Below are 19,437 nucleotides of genomic sequence, written 5' to 3' on the forward strand. Positions count from 1 at the left end.
ATCCTCACGGAGCGCACCCGGCTCGCCACCCGCTTACCCGGCGGTCGGGGCTCCGTCCGCGAACCCGCCCGTCTACGCTCATCACCGGACGGTTCCGCCCTGGGGGCGAGGTGACCAGGGCTCTTACCTGAGGCTGAGATGAAATCTCGTCCTTCGGGAGGTCACCAGCACGGCTTCCAGGATGGGACCATCTAGCGAGGGATTTATCCCAGCATCGTGCGATGTATCCCAGCAGGACGGAATCCATGTCAGAGTCAGAAGAGTTTCCTCTCGTCCAGTTCATGCGGGAACGGTTCGATCCAGCGGATGAACTGCTCCGCATCCAGGCGGATCACCCCGTCTACCCGATGGAGATCCCCGGCGGGCAGACGGTCTACCTGGTCACCCGCTGGGACGACGTCCGCGGCGTGCTCGGCGACCACGAGCGGTTCAGCAACGACTTCGCCGGCGTCATCGGCCTCGGCTCGAACCAGGAGGACCCGGGCGGCCTGGGCTTCCGCGACCCGCCCGAGCACACCCGGCTGCGCAAGTTCCTGACGCCGGAGTTCACCATGCGCCGGCTGCGGCGGCTGGAGCCGCGCATCGAGGCGCTGGTCACCGAGTGCCTGGACCGGATCGAGGCCAAGGGCTCCCCCGCGGACCTGATGGAGGACTTCGCGCTCCCCATCCCGTCCCTGGTGATCTCCGAGCTGCTCGGGGTCCCGTACGACGAGCAGGCCGACTTCGTCAAGGTGAGCACGAACCGGTTCGACTTCACCGCCGGGCCCGAGGCGTCGCTGCAGGCGATCAACGACGCGATGGCGTACCTCACCGACCTGGTCGCCCGCGAGCGGCGCGACCCCGGCGACGGGCTGCTCGGCCAGCTGCTGCGCGACCACGGCGACGCGCTGGACGACCGCACCCTGGCCAGCATGGCCGACGGCATGCTCACCGGCGGTCACGACACCAGCACGAGCATGCTCGCGCTCGGCTCCCTCTGGCTGCTGGAGAACCCCGACCAGGCCGCCAAGGTGCGCGAGGTCGACGGCTACATCGACGAGGTGATCGAGGAGCTGCTGCGCTACATGACCGTGGTGCAGGTGGCCTTCCCCCGCTTCGCCCGCGACGATCTGGAGCTGCACGGGCAGCAGATCAAGAAGGGCGAGCTGGTGCTCTGCTCGCTCGCCGCCGCCAACCGCGACCCGAACCTGGGCGAGGACATGAACCAGGTCAAGCCGGGCCGCCACACCGCCGGCTCCCACCTGGCGTTCGGTCACGGCATCCACCGCTGCATCGGCGCGCCGCTGGCGCAGATGGAGCTGCGCATCGCCTACCCGATGCTGCTGCGCCGCTTCCCGACGCTGCGCCTGGACGGGGAGATCCCGTGGCGCAAGCTGGCCATCGTCTACGGCGTGGAGAAGCTACCCGTGGCGTGGTGAAGCGGTTACGTTCGCAGGGTGAACGAGCTTGTCATCGACCTGAGCGCGATCGGCGCCGTGGTGTTCGACACCGACGGCACGGTCACCGACACCGCCCGCGGGCACGCGGCCGCGTGGAAGCACGTGTTCGACGGGTTCCTGCGCGGCCGCTCCGCGCCGTTCGAGCCGTTCGACGTCCGGGAGGACTACCTGCGGTACGTCGACGGACGGCCGCGACTCGACGGCGTCCGCGCCTTCCTGGCCTCACGGGGCCTCACCGCGCCGGAGGGCGCGCCGGACGACGAGCCTGGCGCGCCGACCGTGCACGGTCTCGGCCGGGCCAAGGAGCAGCTGTTCATGGAGCAGGTGAGGCTGCACGGGGTGGCCGCGTTCCCCGCCGCTGTGGCGCTGCTGCACGAGCTGCGCAACCGGGGCGCCCGCACCGCCGGGGTGTCCGCCAGTCTGCACGGGCGCACGCTGGTGGCCGCGGCGGGCGTGCTGCACCTGTTCGACACGCTGGTCGACGGCGGCGACGCGGCGCTGATGAACCTGCCGGGCAAGCCCGATCCGGCGCTGCCGCTGGAGGCGGCCCGCCGTCTCGGCGTGCCGCCCGGCAGGACCGCCGTGGTCGAGTCGGCGCCGGCGGGCGTCGAGGCGGGCAGGAAGGGCGGCTTCGCCCTGGTGATCGCCCTGGCGCCGGCCGGGGAGGGCGCCGACCTGGTGGTGAAGGACCTCGGTGAGCCGGTCGTGCGCGGCCGCGTTCTACCCTTGACCTCGTGACGGTGCTCATCGATCCCCCGCAGTGGCCGGGGCCGCGCGGCCTGATGTGGTCACATCTGGTCAGCGACACGTCCCTGGACGAACTCCACGTTTTCGCCGCCCGGCTGAGCGTGCCCGTGCGCGCGTTCGACCGCGACCACTACGACGTGCCCGAGACCGTGCACGCGTTCGCCGTGTCGCTGGGCGCGCAGGCGGTCACCTCCCGCGAGCTACTGCAGCGGCTGGTCGCGGCCGGGCTCCGCCGCCGGAAGGTGCACGCCGTACGCGCTGGGGAATGACGCCCCGCCCAGAGAGGCGTACGCGTCCTCGGGCACCGGCTCCTCTTCCTCACCCGGCTCACCCGACCCGAGCAGGGTGCGGGTCAGCGCCGCGCGCTCGTGCAGCATCCCGTCGAGCGCCCGGTTCAGCAGGTCGCCGGTGATCGCGGGCGTCCCGCCGTCGTGCGCGAGCGCGTCCAGCACGGCCCGGCGCAGCAGCTCCTTGAAGAACGAGGCGGTCGCGCCCTCGGTACGCGCCACGATCGGCTCCAGGTCGGCCCGCAGGGGCAGGTCGCGGGCGTAGAGGCGGAGCAGCGCCGCCCGCCCGGCGGCGTCGGGCCTGGGGATCTCCACGGCCAGGTCGACCCGGCCGGGACGGTCGGCCAGCGCGCGTTCGAGCACGTCGGCCCGGTTGGTGGTGAGCACGAACGTCACGTCGGCGTCCGCGCCGACCCCGTCCATGGCGTCGAGGAGCGCGAACAGCAGCGGGTTGCCGTCGTCGCTGAACGACCGGTCGCGCGCCACCAGGTCGACGTCCTCCAGCACCACGATCGCCGGCTGCAGCCGCCTGGCGAGCCCGGCCGCCTGCGACACGAACCGGATCGCCCCGCCGGTCATCACGATCACCGTGCAGCCGGTCATCCTGGCCATGAGGTAGCGGACGGTGTGGGTCTTGCCGGTGCCGGGCGGGCCGTGCAGCAGCAGGCCGCGCTTGAGGTGCTGGCCGTGCGCGCGCAGCCGCGGCGCCTGCTCGGCGACTCCGACGATGTGCCGTTCGATCGTCTCCAGCACGCCGTCGGGCAGCACCACCTGGCCGGGCCTCAGGTCGGGGCGGGGCAGGAAGGTCACCAGGTCGTTGCCGCGGTACTCGCTCCACGCGAACGACAGGATCTGCCCCCGGTAGACGTCGTGCTCGCGCATCAGGCGCTCGATCTCGTCGCGCGACTCCTTGGCGGCGGCCCTGTCCGGCGCCAGCACGACCACCTGGCAGTCGGTCGACATGTGCTCCTGGGCGCCGCGCAGCGCCAGCACCACGGGCGTCCCGCCGGGGGCCCGGGTGAGCACCATCCCCAGCGAGATCACCTCGGTCGTCTCGTCGGGGCCGATCGCCACGGCCTCGTAGTCGACCGCGCCCGGCTCGTACCGCTCCCAGCCCCGGGCGGCGCGGGCCAGCATGTTGACGATGTCGTCGTGCTCACGGCCCTGACCGGCGATGCCGAACCACTCGGCGCCGGGGGTGTGCGCGGCGAGGTAGGCGTCGACGCCGCGCTGCAGGTTGACGTGCTCCCAGCCGGGGAACGCGGCCACCACGTTGACCACGTGTCTCAGCTCGCAGCCGAGGTGGCCGGTCACGCGGGTCACCAGCTCGGGTGGCGTGTCGAGGGCGAGGGTGTGGTGGGCGTCCTGGATCAGCTCTCTCAGCGACCGGGCCAGTGACCGGGCGTCGTCGGTGTCCATGACCGCCCACACTGACAGATCGCCGGGCCGCGCGCCGCTCCTTACCCGTCAAGCGCGGTCATGCCGCTCGTCAGCGCTCCAGCTCGGCCAGCTCCGCGCTCACGGCCTCCCGGGCGCGCGCCTCCCACAGCTCGCGCGCCGGCGGTGTCCTGTAGAGCCGGGGTACGGCCAGCAGGCGGCGGAGCACCTGGGCCCGGCCCCGCCTGAACAGCTCGCCGGGGACGTGCGCGTACTCCTGCCTGATCTTGGCCGCGTAGTCCGCGTACCCGTCGCCGCCCAGCACCGCCAGGTCGGCGTCGCAGAGCACGGCCCCGTCGCGGTCTCCCTCGGCCAGCGTGTCGTGCGCCGCGGTCAGCCGTACCAGCCTGGCCACCTCGGCCACCCGCCGCGCCGGCACGCCGCAGCGGGGCAGGCGGGACCGGGCGAGCTGCGCGCTGCGCTCCTCGTCCCACCCGGGCCTGCCGTCGTAGACGGCGTCGTGGAACCAGGCGGCCAGGCGCACGGCCACGGGGTCCGCGGCCCACTCCTGGATCAGGCCGACGGCGCGCAGGACTGCCCGCAGGTGGTCGAGGTCGTGGTAGCGCCGGTGCGGCTCGGACCACCGGGCGACCAGCTCGGCTCCCACCGCGTCCCCGGCCCGGGACCCGCCCACCAGCGCACGCCACTCCTCCAGCACCCGGCCACCCTAGCCGCGCGCCGTGACCGCCGGGAAGGTTCACGGGTCGCCGCCCGCTTGTTAGCGTGGCGGCATCGAGCAGGGTCAGGGTGCGGGCCGGCGGCTGCCGCGGTGGCGGGAGCTGCGCGCGTTCGTGCCCCGGAGGCGGGCGCGCGGCGGGCTGGCCGGGGCGGCTGACGTGGCTGACGTGCGCCGGCTGGCGCGGCGGCGGGCGCCCCGGGTGGTGTTCGACTACGTCGACGGCGCGGCCGAGGGCGAGCTGTCGACGGCCAGGGCGGCGGAGGCGTTCGCGGGGGTGGAGTTCCGGCCGCACGTGCTGCGGGACGTGTCCCGCGTCGACACCGGGACCGAGATCCTGGGGCGGCGGGTGGCGATGCCGGTGGTGCTCGGGCCCACCGGGTTCACCCGGATGATGCACCCAGCCGGTGAGCGGGCCGTGGCCAGGGCCGCCGCCCGCGCCGGGGTCCCGTACGCGCTCTCCACGATGGGCACCACGAGCGCCCGGGACGTGGCCGCGGCGGCGCCCGGCGGGTGGAACTGGTTCCAGCTGTACGTGGTGCGTGACCGGGGGCGGGTCAGGGAGTGGCTGCGGCAGGCCCGTGAGGCGGGCATGGACGTGCTGGTGGTCACCGTGGACGTGCCGGTGGCCGGCGGGCGGCTGCGTGACGTGCGCAACGGCATGACCATGCCGCCGTCGCTGCGCTGGGGCGGGCTGGCGCAGGCGATGACCCGGCCGGCCTGGTGGTTCGGCTTCCTGACCGGCGAGCCGTTGCGGTTCGCGACGGTGGAGGGGGCGCCGGACGACCTGGCGGGGATCACGAACCTGATGTTCGACCCGGCGGTGACCCTTCGCGACCTGGAGTGGATCCGCGCCGAGTGGGGCGGGCGGCTGCTGGTGAAGGGCGTGCAGCGGGTCGACGACGCCGAGGAGCTGGTGGCGGCGGGGGTGGACGGCCTGGTGGTGTCGAACCACGGCGGCCGGCAGCTCGACCGCTCCCCCACGCCGCTGGAGCTGCTGCCGGAGGTGGCGGCGGCGGTGGGCGACAGGACCGAGGTGTTCCTCGACGGCGGCGTGCGCAGCGGCGCGGACGTCGCGGCGGCGGTGGCGCTGGGCGCGCGGGCCTGCCTCGTCGGCCGCGCCTACCTGTACGGCCTGATGGCGGGCGGGGAGGCGGGCGTGGACCGGGTGCTCGCGATGCTCCGCGGCGAGCTGGTGCGCACGCTCGCGCTGCTGGGCGCGTCCGGGGTGGACGGTCTGGACGCGGACGTGGTGCGGCTGCGCTGAGCCTGGGCGGACTACCTGAGCCGGGACAGCCGGTGCTCCATCAGCTCGTCCTCGGCCTGCTCGGCGGCGGTCCGCAGCTTGCGGACCGCCCGCAGCGCCTCCTCGACGCCGGTGCCGCTCCGCTCGACCTCCGCGGCCGCCTCCCGGACCCGGCGGAGCGTGGTGGCGATGAACGTGTCATTCATGACCCGACGGTACGCCGGACATATCTCCCCGAACAGGGCCCCTAGGCGGGCTGTTGAACCCGGGCCGCGCGCTGCGCGTATCCCCGCGTGTGAGTGGTGTTCGCGCACGCGGCGCCCGGGAGGCGCAGGCGATCGGCCGGTCCGCCGTGCGGCTCCTGGGCGCCGCCGTGTTCGCGACGGTCTGCGTGTACGCGGCGCTCGGGACGCACGTGCTGGCCGGTGGTTCCGGGGCCTCCCTGGGGGTGGTGGCCGCGACGACCGTGGCCGCCGGGGCGGGCGCTTACCTGCTGGGCCGGCGCCGCCGGGGCAGGGGTGTGCTGGTGGCGGCCTCGTTCGCCGCCCAGTACGGCATGCACCAGGTGTTCAGCGCGGACATCCCCGGTGCGGCGCACGTCCTGGGCCACGACGCGGGCCACCATGGCGGGGGCCCGCTGCCCGGGGTGGCGATGCCGCTCGCGCACGTGCTGGCCGCCGTGCTGTGCGCCTGGTGGCTGGAGCGGGGCGAGACGGCGCTGGTGACCGTGCTCGTCCTGCTGGGCTGCTCGCTGGCCGGGCTGTCGCGGCCGTCGCCACGCGGCCCGCTGACTCCTGCGCCTCTCCGGATCGTGCCCGCCGCCGGAGAGCCACCGGTACGCGGGCCACAGGTGCTCGCGTGGGCCGTGAGCCATCGGGGACCGCCCCGCTAGAGCAGGGAAAGACATCGTCCGCCGACGGTGCCGCGCCCTGACCACGGCGACGGAAACCCGCCGTCGGTCCATCGCGCCGTGATCACGGCGCCGGAACCGCCGTCGGTCCGATCGTGCCGCGGGATGCCCGCCGCTGTGACCGGTCGCCGTCGCGCGGCCTGATCGTCATGGCCGGATGCCGGCCGTGGCGGCCCCCCTCGCTCTCGTTCTTCCGGAGTTGACCATGACCACTGTCCACGCGCGCCCGGAGACCGTCACCGTCCGGCCCGCCCCGTCCTCCTCCCGGCGGTACCGCGCCTTCTGGCGCTGGCACTTCTACGCGGGCCTGTTCGTCGCCCCCGTCCTGCTCGTCCTGGCCGTCACGGGGTCCGTCTACCTGTTCAAGGAACCGTTCGAGGAGTGGCGCTACCAGGACGTGCGCACGCTCGCCGAGCCCGTCACCACCGCCCGCCCGCTGTCGGAGCAGATCACGGCCGCGCAGCGGAGCATGCCAGGCGCGCCCGTCATGTCGGTGATCCCGCCGGCCGCTCCCGACCGCACGACCCGGATCATCTTCCAGGGCGAGGACGCCGGCCCGTGGGCGGAGGGCGTCTCGGTGTACGTCGATCCGGGGTCGGCCACGGTCGTCGGCACGATCGACGACGCGGCCACGTTCATGCGGGTGGTGCGCACCATCCACGGCGAGCTGATGGCGGGCACCGCCGGCGACCGGGTGGTGGAGACCGCGGCGTGCTGGTCGCTGATCCTCGTCGCGACCGGCACGTACCTGTGGTGGACCAGCCGCGGCAGGCGCCCGGCCCGCTCGCCGAGGGCCAGGCTGCGCCGCGTGCACGCGCTGACCGGGGCGGGCGCCGGCGTCGTCATCGTGTTCCTGGTGATCTCGGGCCTGCCCTGGTCGGGCGTGTGGGGTGACGTACTGCAGCGGATCCAGGAGCGGACCGGCTCCACCTACCCCGACGCCGGCGACTACCCGAACCGTTCGGCGGACCTGTCGGACAACCCCGACGCCAAGGTGCCGTGGGCCGCGGAACGGCTGCCGGTGCCGACCTCCCAGGACGGCGGGCACGCGGGCCACGACACGGGAGGCGGAAGCGCCTTGCACCCGGACGCGCTCCCCCTGGAGCAGGCGCTCGCCGCCGCCCGGCCGGCCATCCGGGACTGCTCGCCGGCCGAGTGCGACCTGAAGATCCTCCTGCCGAAGGACCACGAGGGCGTCTACACGGTCGTCACCGCCCCGCGCCGCGACCCGTCGGCCGCCCAGACCCTGCACGTGGACCAGTACAGCGGCCGCGTGCTCGTCTCGTACGGGTGGGACGAGTACGGGGTGCTGGCCAAGGCGGTGGAGCAGGGCGTGGCGCTGCACGAGGGCCGCCGCTACGGCACGGTCAACCTGCTGGTGATGCTGGGCGCCTGCCTGGCGCTGATCACGCTGGTCGTCTCGGGGGCGTGGATGTGGTGGAAGCGCCGTCCGAAGGGCCGGATGGGCGCGCCCGCCCGGCCGATGGACAGGCGCGCCGCGTACGGGGTGACGGCGATCATGGTGGTGCTGGGGGTGATGTTCCCGCTGGCGGGCGTGACGATGCTGGCGGTGCTGCTGCTGGACCGGCTGGTGCTGCGCCGGATCCCGCGCCTGGCCGAGATCATCGGCTGACGGCGCGGGCCCGTCCGGGCGCTCAGCCTCGGCGGACGGGGACTTCCAGCCGGGCGGCCAGCTCGTCGAAGCCGATGCCGTACGTCTCCGCCACCGTGACGCCGTCCGGGCCGAGGTGGAAGATCGCCTGGTCGGTGTAGAGGCGGCTCACGCAGGCCAGGCCCGTCAGCGGGTACGTGCACTCGGGGACGAGCTTGGCCGTGCCGTCCTTGGCGAACAGCGTCATCATGACGAACACCTGCTTCGCCCCGATGGCCAGGTCCATGGCGCCGCCGACGGCCGGGATGGCGTCGGGGGCGCCGGTGTGCCAGTTGGCCAGGTCGCCGCGCCGCGACACCTGGTAGGCGCCGAGCACGCACACGTCGAGGTGACCGCCGCGCATCATGGCGAAGGAGTCGGCGTGGTGGAAGTAGGACGCCCCCGGCAGCTCGGTGACGGGCAGCTTGCCGGCGTTGATGAGGTCCGGGTCCACCTCGTCGCCCTTGGCGGCGGGGCCCATGCCGAGCATGCCGTTCTCGGTGTGCAGGATGACGCCCGAGTCGGCCGGCAGGTGGTCGGCGACCGTGGTGGGCTGGCCGATGCCGAGGTTGACGAACGCGCCGCGCGGGATGTCGCGGGCGACCACGGCGGCCAGCTCCTCGCGGCCGAGCGGGCCGCGGCCCAGATGCTCGACGGTGCTCATGCTGCCTCCCCCGCCTTCGTGTCCAGGATCCGGTCGACGTAGACGCAGGGGGTGACGACGGTCTCGGGGTCCAGGTCGCCGACCTCGACCACGTGGCTCACCTGCGCGATCGTGAGGGCGGCCGCGGTCGCCATGACCGGGCCGAAGTTGCGCGCGGTCTTGCGGTAGACGAGGTTGCCGAGCCGGTCGCCGGCGTGCGCGGCGATGAGCGCCACGTCGCCCTTGATCGGGTACTCCAGCACGTGGTCCCGGCCGTCGATGGTGCGCGTCTCCTTGCCCTCGGCCAGCGGCGTGCCTGCGCCGGTGGGGCAGTAGAACGCGCCGATGCCGGCCCCGGCGGCGCGCATCCGCTCGGCGAGCGTGCCCTGCGGCACCACCTCCAGCTCGATCTCGCCCGCGCGGTAGAGGCCGTCGAACACCCACGAGTCGCTCTGCCTCGGGAACGAGCAGATCATCTTGCGTACCCGGCCGGCGGCGAGCAGCGCCGCCAGGCCGGTGTCGCCGTTGCCCGCGTTGTTGCTGACCACGGTCAGGTCCTTGGCGCCCTGCCGGATCAGCGCGTCGATGAGCGTGACCGGCATGCCGGCCATGCCGAAGCCGCCGATCAGGACGGTCGAGCCGTCCTCGACGCCCGCGAGCGCCTCGTCCGGGTCGGTGAGTATCGCGGTCATGCGGCGCTCACGTTCTCCAGGACGACCGCCAGGCCCTGGCCGACGCCGATGCAGATGGCGGCGACGCCCCACCGCTCGCGCCGCTCGCGCAGCACGTGGGCGAGGGTCCCGAGGACGCGGCCGCCGGAGGCGCCCAGCGGGTGGCCGATGGCGATGGCGCCGCCCTTGACGTTGACGATCTCCGGGTCGATCCCCCAGGCGTCGACGCAGGCCAGCGACTGCACGGCGAAGGCCTCGTTCAGCTCGACCGCGCCGACGTCGTCCCAGCCGATGCCGGCCCGTCTCAGGGCCTGGTTGGCGGCCTCGACCGGCGCGTACCCGAACGCCTGGGGTTCGAGGGCGGCGGCACCGCGGCCGGCGACGCGCGCGATCGGCTCGGCGCCCAGCCGCCGGGCGGCCGTCTCGGAACCGAGGACCAGCGCCGACGCGCCGTCGCTGAGCGGAGAGGCGTTCCCTGCGGTGATCGTGCCGCCGGGCCGGAAGGCGGGCTTGAGCCCGGCCAGCACCTCGGGCGTGGAGCCGGGCCTGACGCCCTCGTCGCGCGCGAGCTCTGTGCCCTCGACCGGGACCGCCAGGTCGTCGTAGAACCCGGCGCTCCAGGCGGCGTCGGCCAGCGCGTGCGAGCGGGCCGCGAACGCGTCCTGCCGCTCCCTGGAGATGGAGAACTTCTCCTGCAGCTGTTCGTTGGCCTCGCCGAGCGAGACCGTCCACTCCTTGGGCATGCGCGGGTTGACCAGGCGCCAGCCGAGCGTGGTCGACACGGCGGTGACGTCGCCGGCGGGGAAAGCCCGCGACGGCTTGGGCAGCACCCACGGCGCCCGCGTCATCGACTCCACCCCGCCGGCCACCACGACGTCGGCGTCGCCGCTCTCGATCGTGCGCGAGGCCATCATGGCGGCGTCGAGGCTCGACCCGCACAGCCGGTTGACGGTGGTCGCCGGGATCGTCACCGGCAGCCCCGCCAGCAGCACGGCCATCCGGCCCACGTTGCGGTTGTCCTCCCCGGCGCCGTTGGCGTTGCCCCACACCACGTCGCCGATGCCGGCCGGATCCAGCTCGGGCACCCTGGCCAGCACGCCGCGCAGCGCGGCGGCGGCCAGGTCGTCCGGTCGGACACCGGCGAGCGCGCCGTTGAACTTGCCGAACGGCGTGCGCGCGGCGGCGTAGACGAAGGCCGAACCCATCACGTCCTCCCCTTCTGTTCGCTATACGAACACACGTTCCTTATGCGAACAGTGTGTAGCTTAGCGCAGCACCCGCACCTACCGAAGAGGCATGAGATGTTGCCTTTGTCAGGGTGTCCGCACTTCCCACCGCGGCACCAGAGGGAGCGCGACACAGTGATCTGGGACGGCATCACCCTCCGGCCGGGCCACCACGAGGCCGGGGAACGCGACGCGCTCGCCGACGCCGCGCGGCACGGCGACTGGGACGCGGTCTTCGCCCTGCTCGGCGAGCACCCCGGCTGGGTGAACAGCGGCAGACCCGGCGGCGCGGCCTGGTACGCCCCGTTGCACCAGGCGGCCTGGCGAGGGGCCGCGCCGGAGGTCGTGGAGCGGCTGGTGGCGTTCGGCGCCTGGCGGACGCTGCGCACCGCCAGCGGGGAGCGTGCCGTGGACGTCGCCCGCCGTAAGGGGCATCGGCACCTGGTCGAACCGCTCACGCCCGCGATCCTCCACCCGGTGCCGGAGGGCACGCTGGCGACGATCCAGCGCCACTTCCACGGCCTCATCCGCCAGCGCGCCGAGGACCTGGTCACCCTCCACCGGCTCCGGCTGCCCGAGCTGGAGCCGCTCACCGAGCAGGCGGACCCGTCCTGCTGGTTCCCCGTGCCCGGCATGTACGGCGGGTTCGGCTACCGCCTGGAGCCGCCCGGGCTCGTCGTGGAGAGCTGGTGTCGCGTGGTGGGCGGGTCGGGGCAGAGGCACGCGATAGACGAGGGCGGCGTACGGCTCCTCGACGAGGGCTTCGTCTGAGGCGGTCAGGGCTTCGCCGAGCCCGCCAGGGCCGCTTTGTCGACCTTGCCGGTGGCGTTGCGGGGCAGGGTGCCGACCAGGACGATCTCGCGGGGCACCTTGAAGCCGGCCAGCCGCTCCCGGCAGTGGCCGATCAGGTCCTCCGGCGTGACGGCCAGGCCCGGGCGGGGCACCACGTAGGCCCGCCCCACCTCGCCCATCCGCGCGTCCGGCACGCCGGTGACCACGGCTTCGGCGACCGCGTCGTGCCCGGCCAGCGCCTGTTCGACCTCGGCCGGGTAGACGTTGAAGCCGCCGGTCACGTACATGTCCTTGGAGCGGCCGGTGATGGTGAGGTAGCCGCGCCCGTCGAGCCGGCCGCGGTCGCCGGTGACCAGCCAGCCGTCCCGCACGGCGTCCGCCGTGGCGGCCTCGTCGCCGAGGTAGCCGAGCATCACGTTGTGGCCGCGCACGAGGATCTCGCCGTCCTCCCCCGCGGGCACCGGCTCGCCGTCGGCGCCGGTCACCCGTACCTCGACGCCCTCGATGGGCCTGCCCGAGGTGGTGGCCACGGTCCGGTCGTCGTCGTCCACGGAGCAGGCGGTGACCGTGCCGCACGACTCGGTGAGCCCGTACGCGGTGACGACCTCGGGGAACAGCTCGGCCCGCATCCGGCGGACCAGCGCGACCGGCACCACCGACGCGCCGGTGACCGCGAGGCGCAGCGACGACAGGTCGTGCCGCGCGCGTTCCGGGGCGTCGAGCATGGTGATGTAGATGGTCGGCGCGCCGGGCAGGACGGTGATCCGCTCGGCCTCGATCAGCCGCATCGTCTCGCCCGCCTCGAAGACCGGCTGCAGCACCATGGTGGCGGCCCTGATCAGGCAGGCGAAGACGCCGGCCTTGTAGCCGAAGGAGTGGAAGAGCGGGTTGACGATCAGGTAGCGGTCGCCGTGGCGCAGCCCGGTCCTGTCGGCCCAGGCGCGGTTGGTCCTGACGTCCTGGGCGTGGGTGCACATGGCGCCCTTGGAGCGGCCGGTGGTGCCCGAGGTGAAGAGGATGTCGGCCACGTCGCCGGGCCGGACGGCGGCGGTGCGGGCGTCCAGTTCCTCGTCGCCGGCCGAGGCGCCGGCGGCGAGGAAGTCCTCCCAGGTGGTGGCGCCCGGACGCGGTCCGGCGTCGTACGTGACAGCGGTCAGGCCGGGCGGGGCCGGGACGTCCGCGCCGGGCGTGAGGCCGAGCATGGCGAGATAGCCGTTGCCGAGGAAGCCGTCCTCGGTGAAGAGCAGCCGCACGCCGCCGCGGCCGAGCATCCAGCGGGCCTCGTCGCCCTTGTAGCGGGTGTTGACGGGCACGACGACGGCGCCGGCGGTCAGCGCGCCGAGCGCGGTCACCACCCAGCGGTGGCTGTTGGGCGCCCAGATGCCGATCCGGTCGCCGTGCCGGACGCCGGCCGCGACGAACGCTTTGGCCGCCTCCCGCACGCGGGCGCCGAGCCGGGCGTAGGTGAGCCGGACCGGGCCGTCGACGACGGCCTCGGCGTCCGGGTGCTCGCGGACCGCCCGGGCCAGGACGCCGGGGATCGTCAGGTCCTCGTTCATCGGTCCGTTCCCAGCATCAGGCCGCTGGTCGGCACGCCGGTCCCGGCCGTGACGAGGACGTGCCGTACGGACGGGGGCTGGTTCACGGAGGTGCCGCGGACCAGCCGCACGCCCTCGGCGATGCCGTTCATGCCGTGGATGTACGCCTCGCCGAGCTGGCCGCCGTGGGTGTTGACCGGCAGCCTGCCGCCGACCTCCAGGTGGCCGTCGGCGATGAAGTCCCGGGCCTCGCCCCTGCCGCAGAAGCCGAGCTCCTCCAGCTGCGGCAGCACCAGCGGCGTGAAGTGGTCGTACAGGACGGCCGCGTCGACGTCGGCGGGGCCGAGCCCGCTCTGCCCGTAGAGCTGCCGTCCGACCAGGCCCATCTCCGGGATGCCGGTGATCTCGGGACGGTAGTAGCTGGTCATCATGTGCTGGTCGTCGCCGGAGCCCTGGCCGGCCGCGAGGATGAGCGCGGGCGGGTGCGGCAGGTCGCGGGCGCGTTCGGCGGAGACCACGACCAGGGCCTGGCCGCCGTCGCTCTCCTGGCAGCAGTCGAGCAGGCGCAGCGGCTCGGCGATCCAGCGCGAGGCCTGGTGGTCGGCGAGGGTGATCGGCCGCCCGTAGAACCAGGCCGCCGGGTTGGTCGCGGCGTGCTTGCGGTCGACCACGGCGACCCGGCCGAAGTCCTCGCCGGTGGCCTTGTACTCGTGCATGTAACGGCGGGCGAACATGGCCACCCACTGGGCCGGGGTGAACAGCCCGAACGGGCTGACCCAGGCGAAGGCGGCGTCGTCGGCCCCGGCGCCGGAGGGCGCGTCGGCCCTGCCGAGTCCGAAGCGCTGACCGGACCGTTCGTTGAAGGCCCGGTAGCAGACGACCACCTCGGCGACGCCGGTCGCCACCGCCATCGCGGCCTGCTGGACGGTGCCGCAGGCCGCGCCGCCGCCGTGCGGGACGCGGGAGAAGAACCTCAGCTCGCCCATGCCGGTGCTGCGGGCGATGTGGATCTCGGAGCTGGAGTCGGCGGTGAACGTCACCATCCCGTCCACGTCGGACGGCCGCAGCCCGGCGTCGGCGACGGCGGCGAGCACGGCCTCGCAGGCCAGCCGGAGCTCGCTGCGGCCGGAGTCCTTGGAGAACTCGGTGGCGCCGATCCCGGCGATCGCCGCCCGCCCGGACAGCCCGCTCACGACTCCGCCCCGCCCGGCAGCCGCACCGCGACGGTGCCGGTGACGTGCGCGCCGAGGCGGTTGGCGCCGCGTACGGCGATCTCGACCCGGCGGTCCTCGTCGTGCTTGGCGGTGACCGTCCCGGTCAGCACCATGGTGTCACCGGGGTAGTTGGGCGCGCCGAGCCTGATCTTGATGGCCTTGACCTCGGCGGCCGGTCCCGCCCATTCCGTGACGTACCGGTCGATGAGGCCGTTGGTGGTCAGGATGTTCATGAACACGTCCGGGGAGCCGCGCTCGGCGGCCAGGCCGGGGTCGTGGTGCACGTCCTGGTAATCACGACTGGCGATCGCCGTCGCCACGATCAGCGTGCGGGTCAGCGGGACGGGCAGCTCGGGCAGCGTCTCGCCGACCGTCACCTCGTCGTACGCGCGGCTCCTCATGCCGTCACCGGCCGGAACACCGGGAGCGACAGCTCCGGGTCCGGGTCGAGCCATTCGAGGGCGACCGGCATGTCGATCTCGACCTCCTCGGGGGCGACGCCGACCAGGTTGGTGACGAGCCTGGTGCCTTCCTCCAGTTCCACGAGCGCAACCACGTACGGGGGCTCGAAGGCCGGGTGGCGCGGGTGGTGGCTGACCACGTAGCTGTAGACGCGTCCCCGGCCGGACGCCTCGGCGGTGTCCCATCCGTACGAGCCGCACCGCGGGCAGCAGGGGCCGGGCGGGTGGCGCAGGGCGCCGCAGGCGTCGCAGCGCTGGATGACCAGGCGGTGCTCCCGCGCGGCCTCGAACCAGAACGCGTTGTCCCGGTTGACGGCGGGCCGCGGGCGCAGGGCCGCCGGCTCCCGGCCTCCGGGCGGCGTCCGAGCGGGGCGGAACCACAGCATGCGCCAGCGCTGGACGGCCACGGTCTCGCCGTGCTGGTCCAGGTACGTGCGCTCGGTGGTCACGAAGCGCCCGGCGCCGAGCGCGGTCTTCTTCTCCGGCGAGATCGACTCGATGATCTCACGCACCCCGACGTGGTCGCCCACGGTCAGCTCCCGGTGGAAGGCGAACTCCGAGTCCGTCGCCACCACCGAGGTGTAGCCGCCCTCGGCCAGCAGCGCGATCAGCTCGCCCAGGCCGGACCCGTCGTCCTGCCCGGCGGTCGCGGCGGCGTACCCGCGCATGGTCCAGGCCTGCATCATCGAGGCGGGGGCGACGATCCCGGCGCGGCCGGTCCGGCGGGCGGCCTCCTCGTCGAGGTAGACGGGGTTGCGGTCGCCCATCGCCTCCACCCAGTGGCGGATCATCGGCACGTTGACCGGGTCGGGTCCGGGCCGCGGCGGCGCCGCCTCCCGGCCGGCGAACTCCCCCAGCCGTTTCTCGTAACCGTCCTGCTCTGTCTGGGCCAACGGGGTCCCTCCCTGAGCAACGCCTGCCGGCCTCCGACGTTAACCATCCGGGAGCCCCGGCAGGAGGGCGAATCCCGCTGAACGGGAGCGACGTCAGGCGTTCGAGCGACCGGCGAGCAGGAGGCGGCAGGCGATGCGCAGGTCGCCCTCCATCCGGGGGATCGGCAGCCGCCCGTTGAGCCCGGACTGCAGCACTCCGTACCAGCACTGGACGAGCAGCCGCACCAGCGTGACGTCCATCGGGGTGGGCTCGTCGACGGCCAGCGTCCGTAGGATGATGTCGCGGGAGGTGTCCTCGACGCGCGCGGCGTCGGCGACCACGGACGGGTTGGCGGTGCTGGCCGACTGGAGCATCGCGGCGGCCAGCGCGGGCCGGCGCAGGAGCTGGCGGCTGGCCTGGACGAGCACGTCGGCGACCGCGTCCTCGGGGCTGGTGGCGGGCTCCGGGCGGCCGATGCTCTCGCTGAACCGGTCGATCTGCTCGGCCAGCACCGCGGTGAACAGGTGGGTCTTGGACGGGAAGTAGCGGTAGAGGGTGGCGATGGCGACCCCAGCCTCCTTGGCCACCTCGTGCATCTGCACGCGCTCCAGGCCCCTGTCGGCGCCGATCCGCGCCGCCGCTCCGAGGATGCGCAGGTGGCGGGCCCGCTGCTCCGGCGAGCTGGGCTCGGCCGGTGTCCTGACCTCGGCGATCCTCGGCACCTTCGCCCCCCGACCGGTCTGTGGGATGGCACGACCCTACACACCCGCGCGCCCGTGGACCTGGGAGTCTTCCACTCAACGGGATCCCGGGGGTGGAATGCCGGAGGGGGGTTTGTAGGTTCGAGTCGTCAAGCGCACGTTGAGGGGAAGCGATGACAGCCGAGTTCGCCGACGCCGAACCCCTGATCGACCCACCTACCACGGCCGAGTTCCGCAGGGCGATGGGCATGTTCGCCAGCGGGGTGACCGTGGTCACCGGCCTCGACGACGGCGAGCCGGTCGGGTTCACCTGCCAGTCGTTCGCGTCGGTGTCGCTGGAGCCGCCGCTGATCCTGTTCTGCGCCGATCACCGGGGGCGCGCCTGGCCGCGCATCAGGAAGAGCGGCCGCTTCTGCGTGAACGTGCTGGGCGAGGACCAGGTCGAGCTCTGCGGCCGGTTCGGGTCCAGCACCGGCGGGAAGTTCGACGGCCTCGGCTGGGATCTGTCCCGCTGGGGCGTCCCCGCCCTGCGCGACGTGCTGCTGCGGGTGCACGGCGAGGTGCGCGACGTGCACGTCGCGGGCGACCACGACGTGGTCATCGGTCTGGTACGGGAGCTCGAACCGGTCACCGAGCAGCAGCCGATGCTGTTCTACCGCGGCCGGTTCGGTCTCGGCGAGCGCCGGCCCGGTGAGCCCGGCGCCAACCTGTGGAGCTGGGGCGACTACTGAGTCCGGCCCGCGAACCCCTGGACAGGAGCAAGGACCGGCGCACGACGACCGTTCGGGCAGGAGCGTGGGCTGCCGCGGGGATCAGGATCGGTCGCCTCGTCCGGCGGTGAGCAGCCGGTCGATCGGTCCGGGGAGCCGTCCCCGGTGCGGCACGCGGGCGGCGTGCCGGAACGGCTCCGGCTCGGGGAACAGCGCGCGCGACGTCTGACGCGCGGCGTCGCGCACCAGCGGCGCCACCCGCTCCAGCGGCGCGCGGGAGTCGCCCGCCAGCGAGATGGCCGCGACCGGCCCCTCGGGCCCGCGGATCGCCGCCGCGACCGACGTGATGCCGGGGAAGCAGTCGCCGCGTTCGAAGGCCAGCCCGCGGCGCTGCCGGACGCGGTGCAGCTCCTGGTGCAGCGAGCCGGGGTCGCCGATGAGCGCCTCCACCCGTTCCGGCTCCAGCCAGGCGAGGATCGCCCGGCCGAGCGCGGTGGCGCGGGCGGGCGCCCGGCCGCCGACCCTGGACGGCACCGACCGCGCGAACGGGCCGCCGGCCTTGTCCAGGAAGCGCACGTCGGCACCGTCGAGGACCGCGAGGTGGACGACCAGGCCGGTGCTCAGCTGGAGCTCGTGCAGCAGCGGCGCGGCGGCCTCGCGGATCCGGCCGTGGCCGCCGTCGCCGCCGAGCCCGAGCGCGCGCCGGCCCAGGCGGTAGCCGGACGAGGTGTGCTCCAGCCAGTCGAGCCTGACGAGCTGGTCGAGGATGCGGTGCGCGGTGGAGCGCGGCAGCCGGGTGCGGCGGGCGACGTCCTCCAGGGTGAGGAGGGCGGCGCGGCCGGCGAACGCGTCCATGATGAGCGTCATCCGCTCGACCATGGACGGCGGCGGCTCCGCGCCCGCGTTGAGAGGGGTCATCACACCTCCCAAATCTGAAATGAATTCTTGCGTGGACCCTAACAACGGGACGTACCCGTGGGAAGGCCCGGCGCCGTCACGCGCCGGGCCCGGGACACCCGTGGGGTCAGGAGGCGCTGTGGCCCACCGCCCTCGCGTAGAACGAGCGGTCCACGTACCGGTCCTCCGCGATGACGTCCGCGTACTTCACGGTCTTGAAGGCGATGAACACCTTCTGCTCCGACTCGCCGGTCCCCTGGCGGATCTCCCAGTCGAAGGTGAGCGACGGCGTGCGGGTCAGCGAGTCGCGCGGCTGCTGGGTGCCCTCCGCCATGGCGTCCAGCACCTTGTCGTCCTTGATGTAGTCGCCGTCCAGGTAGGTGTTGACCGTGCGGATGTACGCGCGGACGAACGCCTGGAGCACCTCGGGCCGCTCCTCGATCATCGACTTGCCCGCGTAGAAGCCGCCGAGCGTCTCGCCCGCCGGCTGCCCGCCGACGAGCACGTAGCTGTCCGGCTGGTCGGCCGCGGTCAGCCAGTACGGGTCCAGCAGCCAGGCGGTGTCGATGGCCTTGTTGGACAGCGCGGTCATCAGGTCGGCGGCCGGGAGCTGCTTGATCTCCATGTCCCCCAGCGTGATGCCGTGCTCGCGCAGGGCCTTGTCCATCGGGTAGGCGATCGCGGAGGCGGCGCCCACGGTGGAGCCGAGGGTCTTGCCCTTCAGCTCCTTCAGGTCCGGATCGGCCGGATCGGAGAAGATGTCGCGGCGGGCCCACAGCCCGGTCTGCGGCTGGGACAGGTCGGCCGCCTTCGGCTCGACGAAGTTGCCCAGCACCCACTTGATGTCCAGCCCCTGGCTGACCGCGTTGAACAGGCCCGCCTCGGTGCCGCCGTACGAGACGTCCACCCGGCCGGCGGCGAGCTGCGGCATCGCGTCGGCGAACGGCAGGACGGAGAACTCGATCTTCAGGTTCTCCTTCTCGAACTCGCCCTGCGCCATCCCGACGAAGATCGGCGCGAGGCTGCTGGAGCGGGACGCGGAGGTCATGCGGATGGTCGCGGGCTCCTTGAGCGGCTGCGCCTCGGGAGTGCCCGCCTCGCACCGGGCGATCTTGCGGTCCGGGCTCAGGTCGGCGGGGTCGACGTACGAGTCCGGCCCGCAGCCCTCGACGGGCACGACCGCGCCGAGGTCGGTGGCGGGCGCGGCCGACGGCTCCCCGCCGCCACCGCCGCACGCCGCGGCGGACAGTAACAGCAGCGCGGCGCCCAGGACGCGGAATCTGGACATGGGTTCCTCCAGGATGAACATGCGGAAGGG

The 19,437-nt window shown here is 73.7% G+C and carries 21 protein-coding genes; 8 read left to right on the forward strand and 13 right to left on the reverse strand.

Annotation, left to right across the window (positions count from 1 at the left end):
- The first annotated feature begins 245 nt into the window (after positions 1 to 245).
- From KME79_RS03835 to KME79_RS03845, 3 genes are read left to right on the forward strand one after another with little or no spacing between them, the layout of a single operon-like run.
- Entirely contained in the window at positions 246 to 1,418 is a 1,173-nt protein-coding gene (locus KME79_RS03835; RefSeq protein ID WP_219543336.1) for a cytochrome P450, read from the forward strand.
- A gap of 18 nt (positions 1,419 to 1,436) precedes the next feature.
- Entirely contained in the window at positions 1,437 to 2,177 is a 741-nt protein-coding gene (locus tag KME79_RS03840) for an HAD family hydrolase (protein WP_148031166.1), read from the forward strand.
- The gene (locus KME79_RS03845) at positions 2,174 to 2,455 is read left to right on the forward strand and encodes a DUF4031 domain-containing protein (RefSeq protein WP_148031165.1); all 282 of its coding nucleotides are present in this window, start codon (positions 2,174 to 2,176) and stop codon (positions 2,453 to 2,455) included. The genes KME79_RS03840 and KME79_RS03845 overlap by 4 nt, the downstream gene beginning before the upstream one ends.
- Here KME79_RS03845 and KME79_RS03850 read toward each other — a convergent pair.
- Both KME79_RS03850 and KME79_RS03855 read right to left on the reverse strand, forming a co-directional pair.
- Complete coding sequence (locus tag KME79_RS03850) at positions 2,387 to 3,892, reverse strand: AAA family ATPase (protein WP_219543337.1); 1,506 nt, start codon at positions 3,890 to 3,892, stop codon at positions 2,387 to 2,389. The genes KME79_RS03845 and KME79_RS03850 overlap by 69 nt on opposite strands.
- A gap of 70 nt (positions 3,893 to 3,962) precedes the next feature.
- Entirely contained in the window at positions 3,963 to 4,568 is a 606-nt protein-coding gene (locus KME79_RS03855; protein ID WP_219543338.1) for an HD domain-containing protein, read from the reverse strand.
- 178 nt (positions 4,569 to 4,746) lie between these two features.
- Here KME79_RS03855 and KME79_RS03860 point away from each other — a divergent pair, with 178 nt between their 5' ends.
- Positions 4,747 to 5,853: an alpha-hydroxy acid oxidase gene (locus KME79_RS03860; RefSeq protein ID WP_308248778.1), complete on the forward strand. Its 1,107-nt coding sequence runs from the start codon at positions 4,747 to 4,749 to the stop codon at positions 5,851 to 5,853.
- Between the two features lie 11 nt (positions 5,854 to 5,864).
- Here the strand turns inward: KME79_RS03860 and KME79_RS03865 are convergent, their stop codons facing one another.
- Positions 5,865 to 6,038, reverse strand: a complete 174-nt coding sequence (locus KME79_RS03865; protein ID WP_187281127.1) for a hypothetical protein — start codon at positions 6,036 to 6,038, stop codon at positions 5,865 to 5,867.
- A gap of 89 nt (positions 6,039 to 6,127) precedes the next feature.
- On the opposite strand from KME79_RS03865, the gene KME79_RS03870 reads away from it, so the two are divergent.
- Together KME79_RS03870 and KME79_RS03875 are read left to right on the forward strand one after the other, a co-directional pair.
- Positions 6,128 to 6,724: a hypothetical protein gene (locus KME79_RS03870; protein ID WP_219543339.1), complete on the forward strand. Its 597-nt coding sequence runs from the start codon at positions 6,128 to 6,130 to the stop codon at positions 6,722 to 6,724.
- A 223-nt stretch (positions 6,725 to 6,947) separates the two neighbouring features.
- Complete coding sequence (locus tag KME79_RS03875) at positions 6,948 to 8,375, forward strand: PepSY-associated TM helix domain-containing protein (protein WP_219543340.1); 1,428 nt, start codon at positions 6,948 to 6,950, stop codon at positions 8,373 to 8,375.
- A gap of 22 nt (positions 8,376 to 8,397) precedes the next feature.
- Here KME79_RS03875 and KME79_RS03880 read toward each other — a convergent pair whose 3' ends face one another.
- Genes KME79_RS03880 through KME79_RS03890 form a run of 3 tightly spaced genes read right to left on the reverse strand, consistent with a single transcriptional unit; the run spans position 8,398 to position 10,912 of the window.
- The gene (locus tag KME79_RS03880) at positions 8,398 to 9,057 is read right to left on the reverse strand and encodes a 3-oxoacid CoA-transferase subunit B (protein ID WP_219543341.1); all 660 of its coding nucleotides are present in this window, start codon (positions 9,055 to 9,057) and stop codon (positions 8,398 to 8,400) included.
- The gene (locus KME79_RS03885; protein ID WP_148031159.1) at positions 9,054 to 9,728 is read right to left on the reverse strand and encodes a 3-oxoacid CoA-transferase subunit A; all 675 of its coding nucleotides are present in this window, start codon (positions 9,726 to 9,728) and stop codon (positions 9,054 to 9,056) included. The genes KME79_RS03880 and KME79_RS03885 overlap by 4 nt, the downstream gene beginning before the upstream one ends.
- A complete protein-coding gene (locus KME79_RS03890; protein WP_219543479.1) occupies positions 9,725 to 10,912 on the reverse strand; it encodes a thiolase family protein in 1,188 nt (395 codons plus the stop codon). Before KME79_RS03890 ends, KME79_RS03885 begins: the two co-directional genes overlap by 4 nt.
- 156 nt (positions 10,913 to 11,068) lie before the next feature.
- On the opposite strand from KME79_RS03890, the gene KME79_RS03895 reads away from it, so the two are divergent.
- Complete coding sequence (locus KME79_RS03895) at positions 11,069 to 11,704, forward strand: ankyrin repeat domain-containing protein (RefSeq protein WP_219543342.1); 636 nt, start codon at positions 11,069 to 11,071, stop codon at positions 11,702 to 11,704.
- Between the two features lie 5 nt (positions 11,705 to 11,709).
- Here the strand turns inward: KME79_RS03895 and KME79_RS03900 are convergent, their stop codons facing one another.
- The 5 genes from KME79_RS03900 to KME79_RS03920 form a co-directional block, all read right to left on the reverse strand.
- Positions 11,710 to 13,284: a FadD3 family acyl-CoA ligase gene (locus tag KME79_RS03900; protein WP_219543343.1), complete on the reverse strand. Its 1,575-nt coding sequence runs from the start codon at positions 13,282 to 13,284 to the stop codon at positions 11,710 to 11,712.
- Positions 13,281 to 14,456, reverse strand: a complete 1,176-nt coding sequence (locus tag KME79_RS03905; protein ID WP_219543344.1) for a lipid-transfer protein — start codon at positions 14,454 to 14,456, stop codon at positions 13,281 to 13,283. Before KME79_RS03905 ends, KME79_RS03900 begins: the two co-directional genes overlap by 4 nt.
- A complete protein-coding gene (locus KME79_RS03910; RefSeq protein ID WP_148031154.1) occupies positions 14,453 to 14,878 on the reverse strand; it encodes a MaoC family dehydratase in 426 nt (141 codons plus the stop codon). The genes KME79_RS03905 and KME79_RS03910 overlap by 4 nt, the downstream gene beginning before the upstream one ends.
- The gene (locus KME79_RS03915) at positions 14,875 to 15,831 is read right to left on the reverse strand and encodes a bifunctional MaoC family dehydratase N-terminal/OB-fold nucleic acid binding domain-containing protein (protein WP_246639246.1); all 957 of its coding nucleotides are present in this window, start codon (positions 15,829 to 15,831) and stop codon (positions 14,875 to 14,877) included. Before KME79_RS03915 ends, KME79_RS03910 begins: the two co-directional genes overlap by 4 nt.
- Positions 15,832 to 15,924: 93 nt before the next feature.
- The gene (locus tag KME79_RS03920; protein WP_219543345.1) at positions 15,925 to 16,533 is read right to left on the reverse strand and encodes a TetR/AcrR family transcriptional regulator; all 609 of its coding nucleotides are present in this window, start codon (positions 16,531 to 16,533) and stop codon (positions 15,925 to 15,927) included.
- Positions 16,534 to 16,685: 152 nt separating this feature from the next.
- Between KME79_RS03920 and KME79_RS03925 the strand changes: the two genes are divergently transcribed.
- A complete protein-coding gene (locus KME79_RS03925) occupies positions 16,686 to 17,243 on the forward strand; it encodes a flavin reductase family protein (RefSeq protein WP_148031152.1) in 558 nt (185 codons plus the stop codon).
- A gap of 81 nt (positions 17,244 to 17,324) precedes the next feature.
- On the opposite strand, the gene KME79_RS03930 is transcribed toward KME79_RS03925, so the two are convergent.
- Together KME79_RS03930 and KME79_RS03935 are read right to left on the reverse strand one after the other, a co-directional pair.
- Positions 17,325 to 18,140: an IclR family transcriptional regulator gene (locus KME79_RS03930; protein ID WP_219543346.1), complete on the reverse strand. Its 816-nt coding sequence runs from the start codon at positions 18,138 to 18,140 to the stop codon at positions 17,325 to 17,327.
- A 106-nt stretch (positions 18,141 to 18,246) separates the two neighbouring features.
- Positions 18,247 to 19,407, reverse strand: a complete 1,161-nt coding sequence (locus tag KME79_RS03935) for an ABC transporter substrate-binding protein (protein WP_219543347.1) — start codon at positions 19,405 to 19,407, stop codon at positions 18,247 to 18,249.
- Positions 19,408 to 19,437: the final 30 nt, after the last annotated feature.

The organism is Nonomuraea harbinensis, assembly GCF_019396385.1.
In the GTDB taxonomy this organism is placed as follows: Bacteria; Actinomycetota; Actinomycetes; order Streptosporangiales; family Streptosporangiaceae; genus Nonomuraea; species Nonomuraea ferruginea.

Excerpts from the sequence above, each read along its gene's own strand:
- KME79_RS03930 (WP_219543346.1), bottom strand. The coding sequence starts at position 18,140 with ATGACCCCTCTCAACGCGGGCGCGGAGCCGCCGCCGTCCATGGTCGAG.
- KME79_RS03925 (WP_148031152.1), top strand. The coding sequence starts at position 16,686 with ATGACAGCCGAGTTCGCCGACGCCGAACCCCTGATCGACCCACCTACC.
- KME79_RS03900 (WP_219543343.1), bottom strand. The coding sequence starts at position 13,284 with ATGAACGAGGACCTGACGATCCCCGGCGTCCTGGCCCGGGCGGTCCGC.
- KME79_RS03890 (WP_219543479.1), bottom strand. The coding sequence starts at position 10,912 with ATGGGTTCGGCCTTCGTCTACGCCGCCGCGCGCACGCCGTTCGGCAAG.
- KME79_RS03910 (WP_148031154.1), bottom strand. The coding sequence starts at position 14,878 with ATGAGGAGCCGCGCGTACGACGAGGTGACGGTCGGCGAGACGCTGCCC.
- KME79_RS03850 (WP_219543337.1), bottom strand. The coding sequence starts at position 3,892 with ATGGACACCGACGACGCCCGGTCACTGGCCCGGTCGCTGAGAGAGCTG.
- KME79_RS03885 (WP_148031159.1), bottom strand. The coding sequence starts at position 9,728 with ATGACCGCGATACTCACCGACCCGGACGAGGCGCTCGCGGGCGTCGAG.
- KME79_RS03935 (WP_219543347.1), bottom strand. The coding sequence starts at position 19,407 with ATGTCCAGATTCCGCGTCCTGGGCGCCGCGCTGCTGTTACTGTCCGCC.
- KME79_RS03875 (WP_219543340.1), top strand. The coding sequence starts at position 6,948 with ATGACCACTGTCCACGCGCGCCCGGAGACCGTCACCGTCCGGCCCGCC.
- KME79_RS03835 (WP_219543336.1), top strand. The coding sequence starts at position 246 with ATGTCAGAGTCAGAAGAGTTTCCTCTCGTCCAGTTCATGCGGGAACGG.
- KME79_RS03880 (WP_219543341.1), bottom strand. The coding sequence starts at position 9,057 with ATGAGCACCGTCGAGCATCTGGGCCGCGGCCCGCTCGGCCGCGAGGAG.
- KME79_RS03865 (WP_187281127.1), bottom strand. The coding sequence starts at position 6,038 with ATGAATGACACGTTCATCGCCACCACGCTCCGCCGGGTCCGGGAGGCG.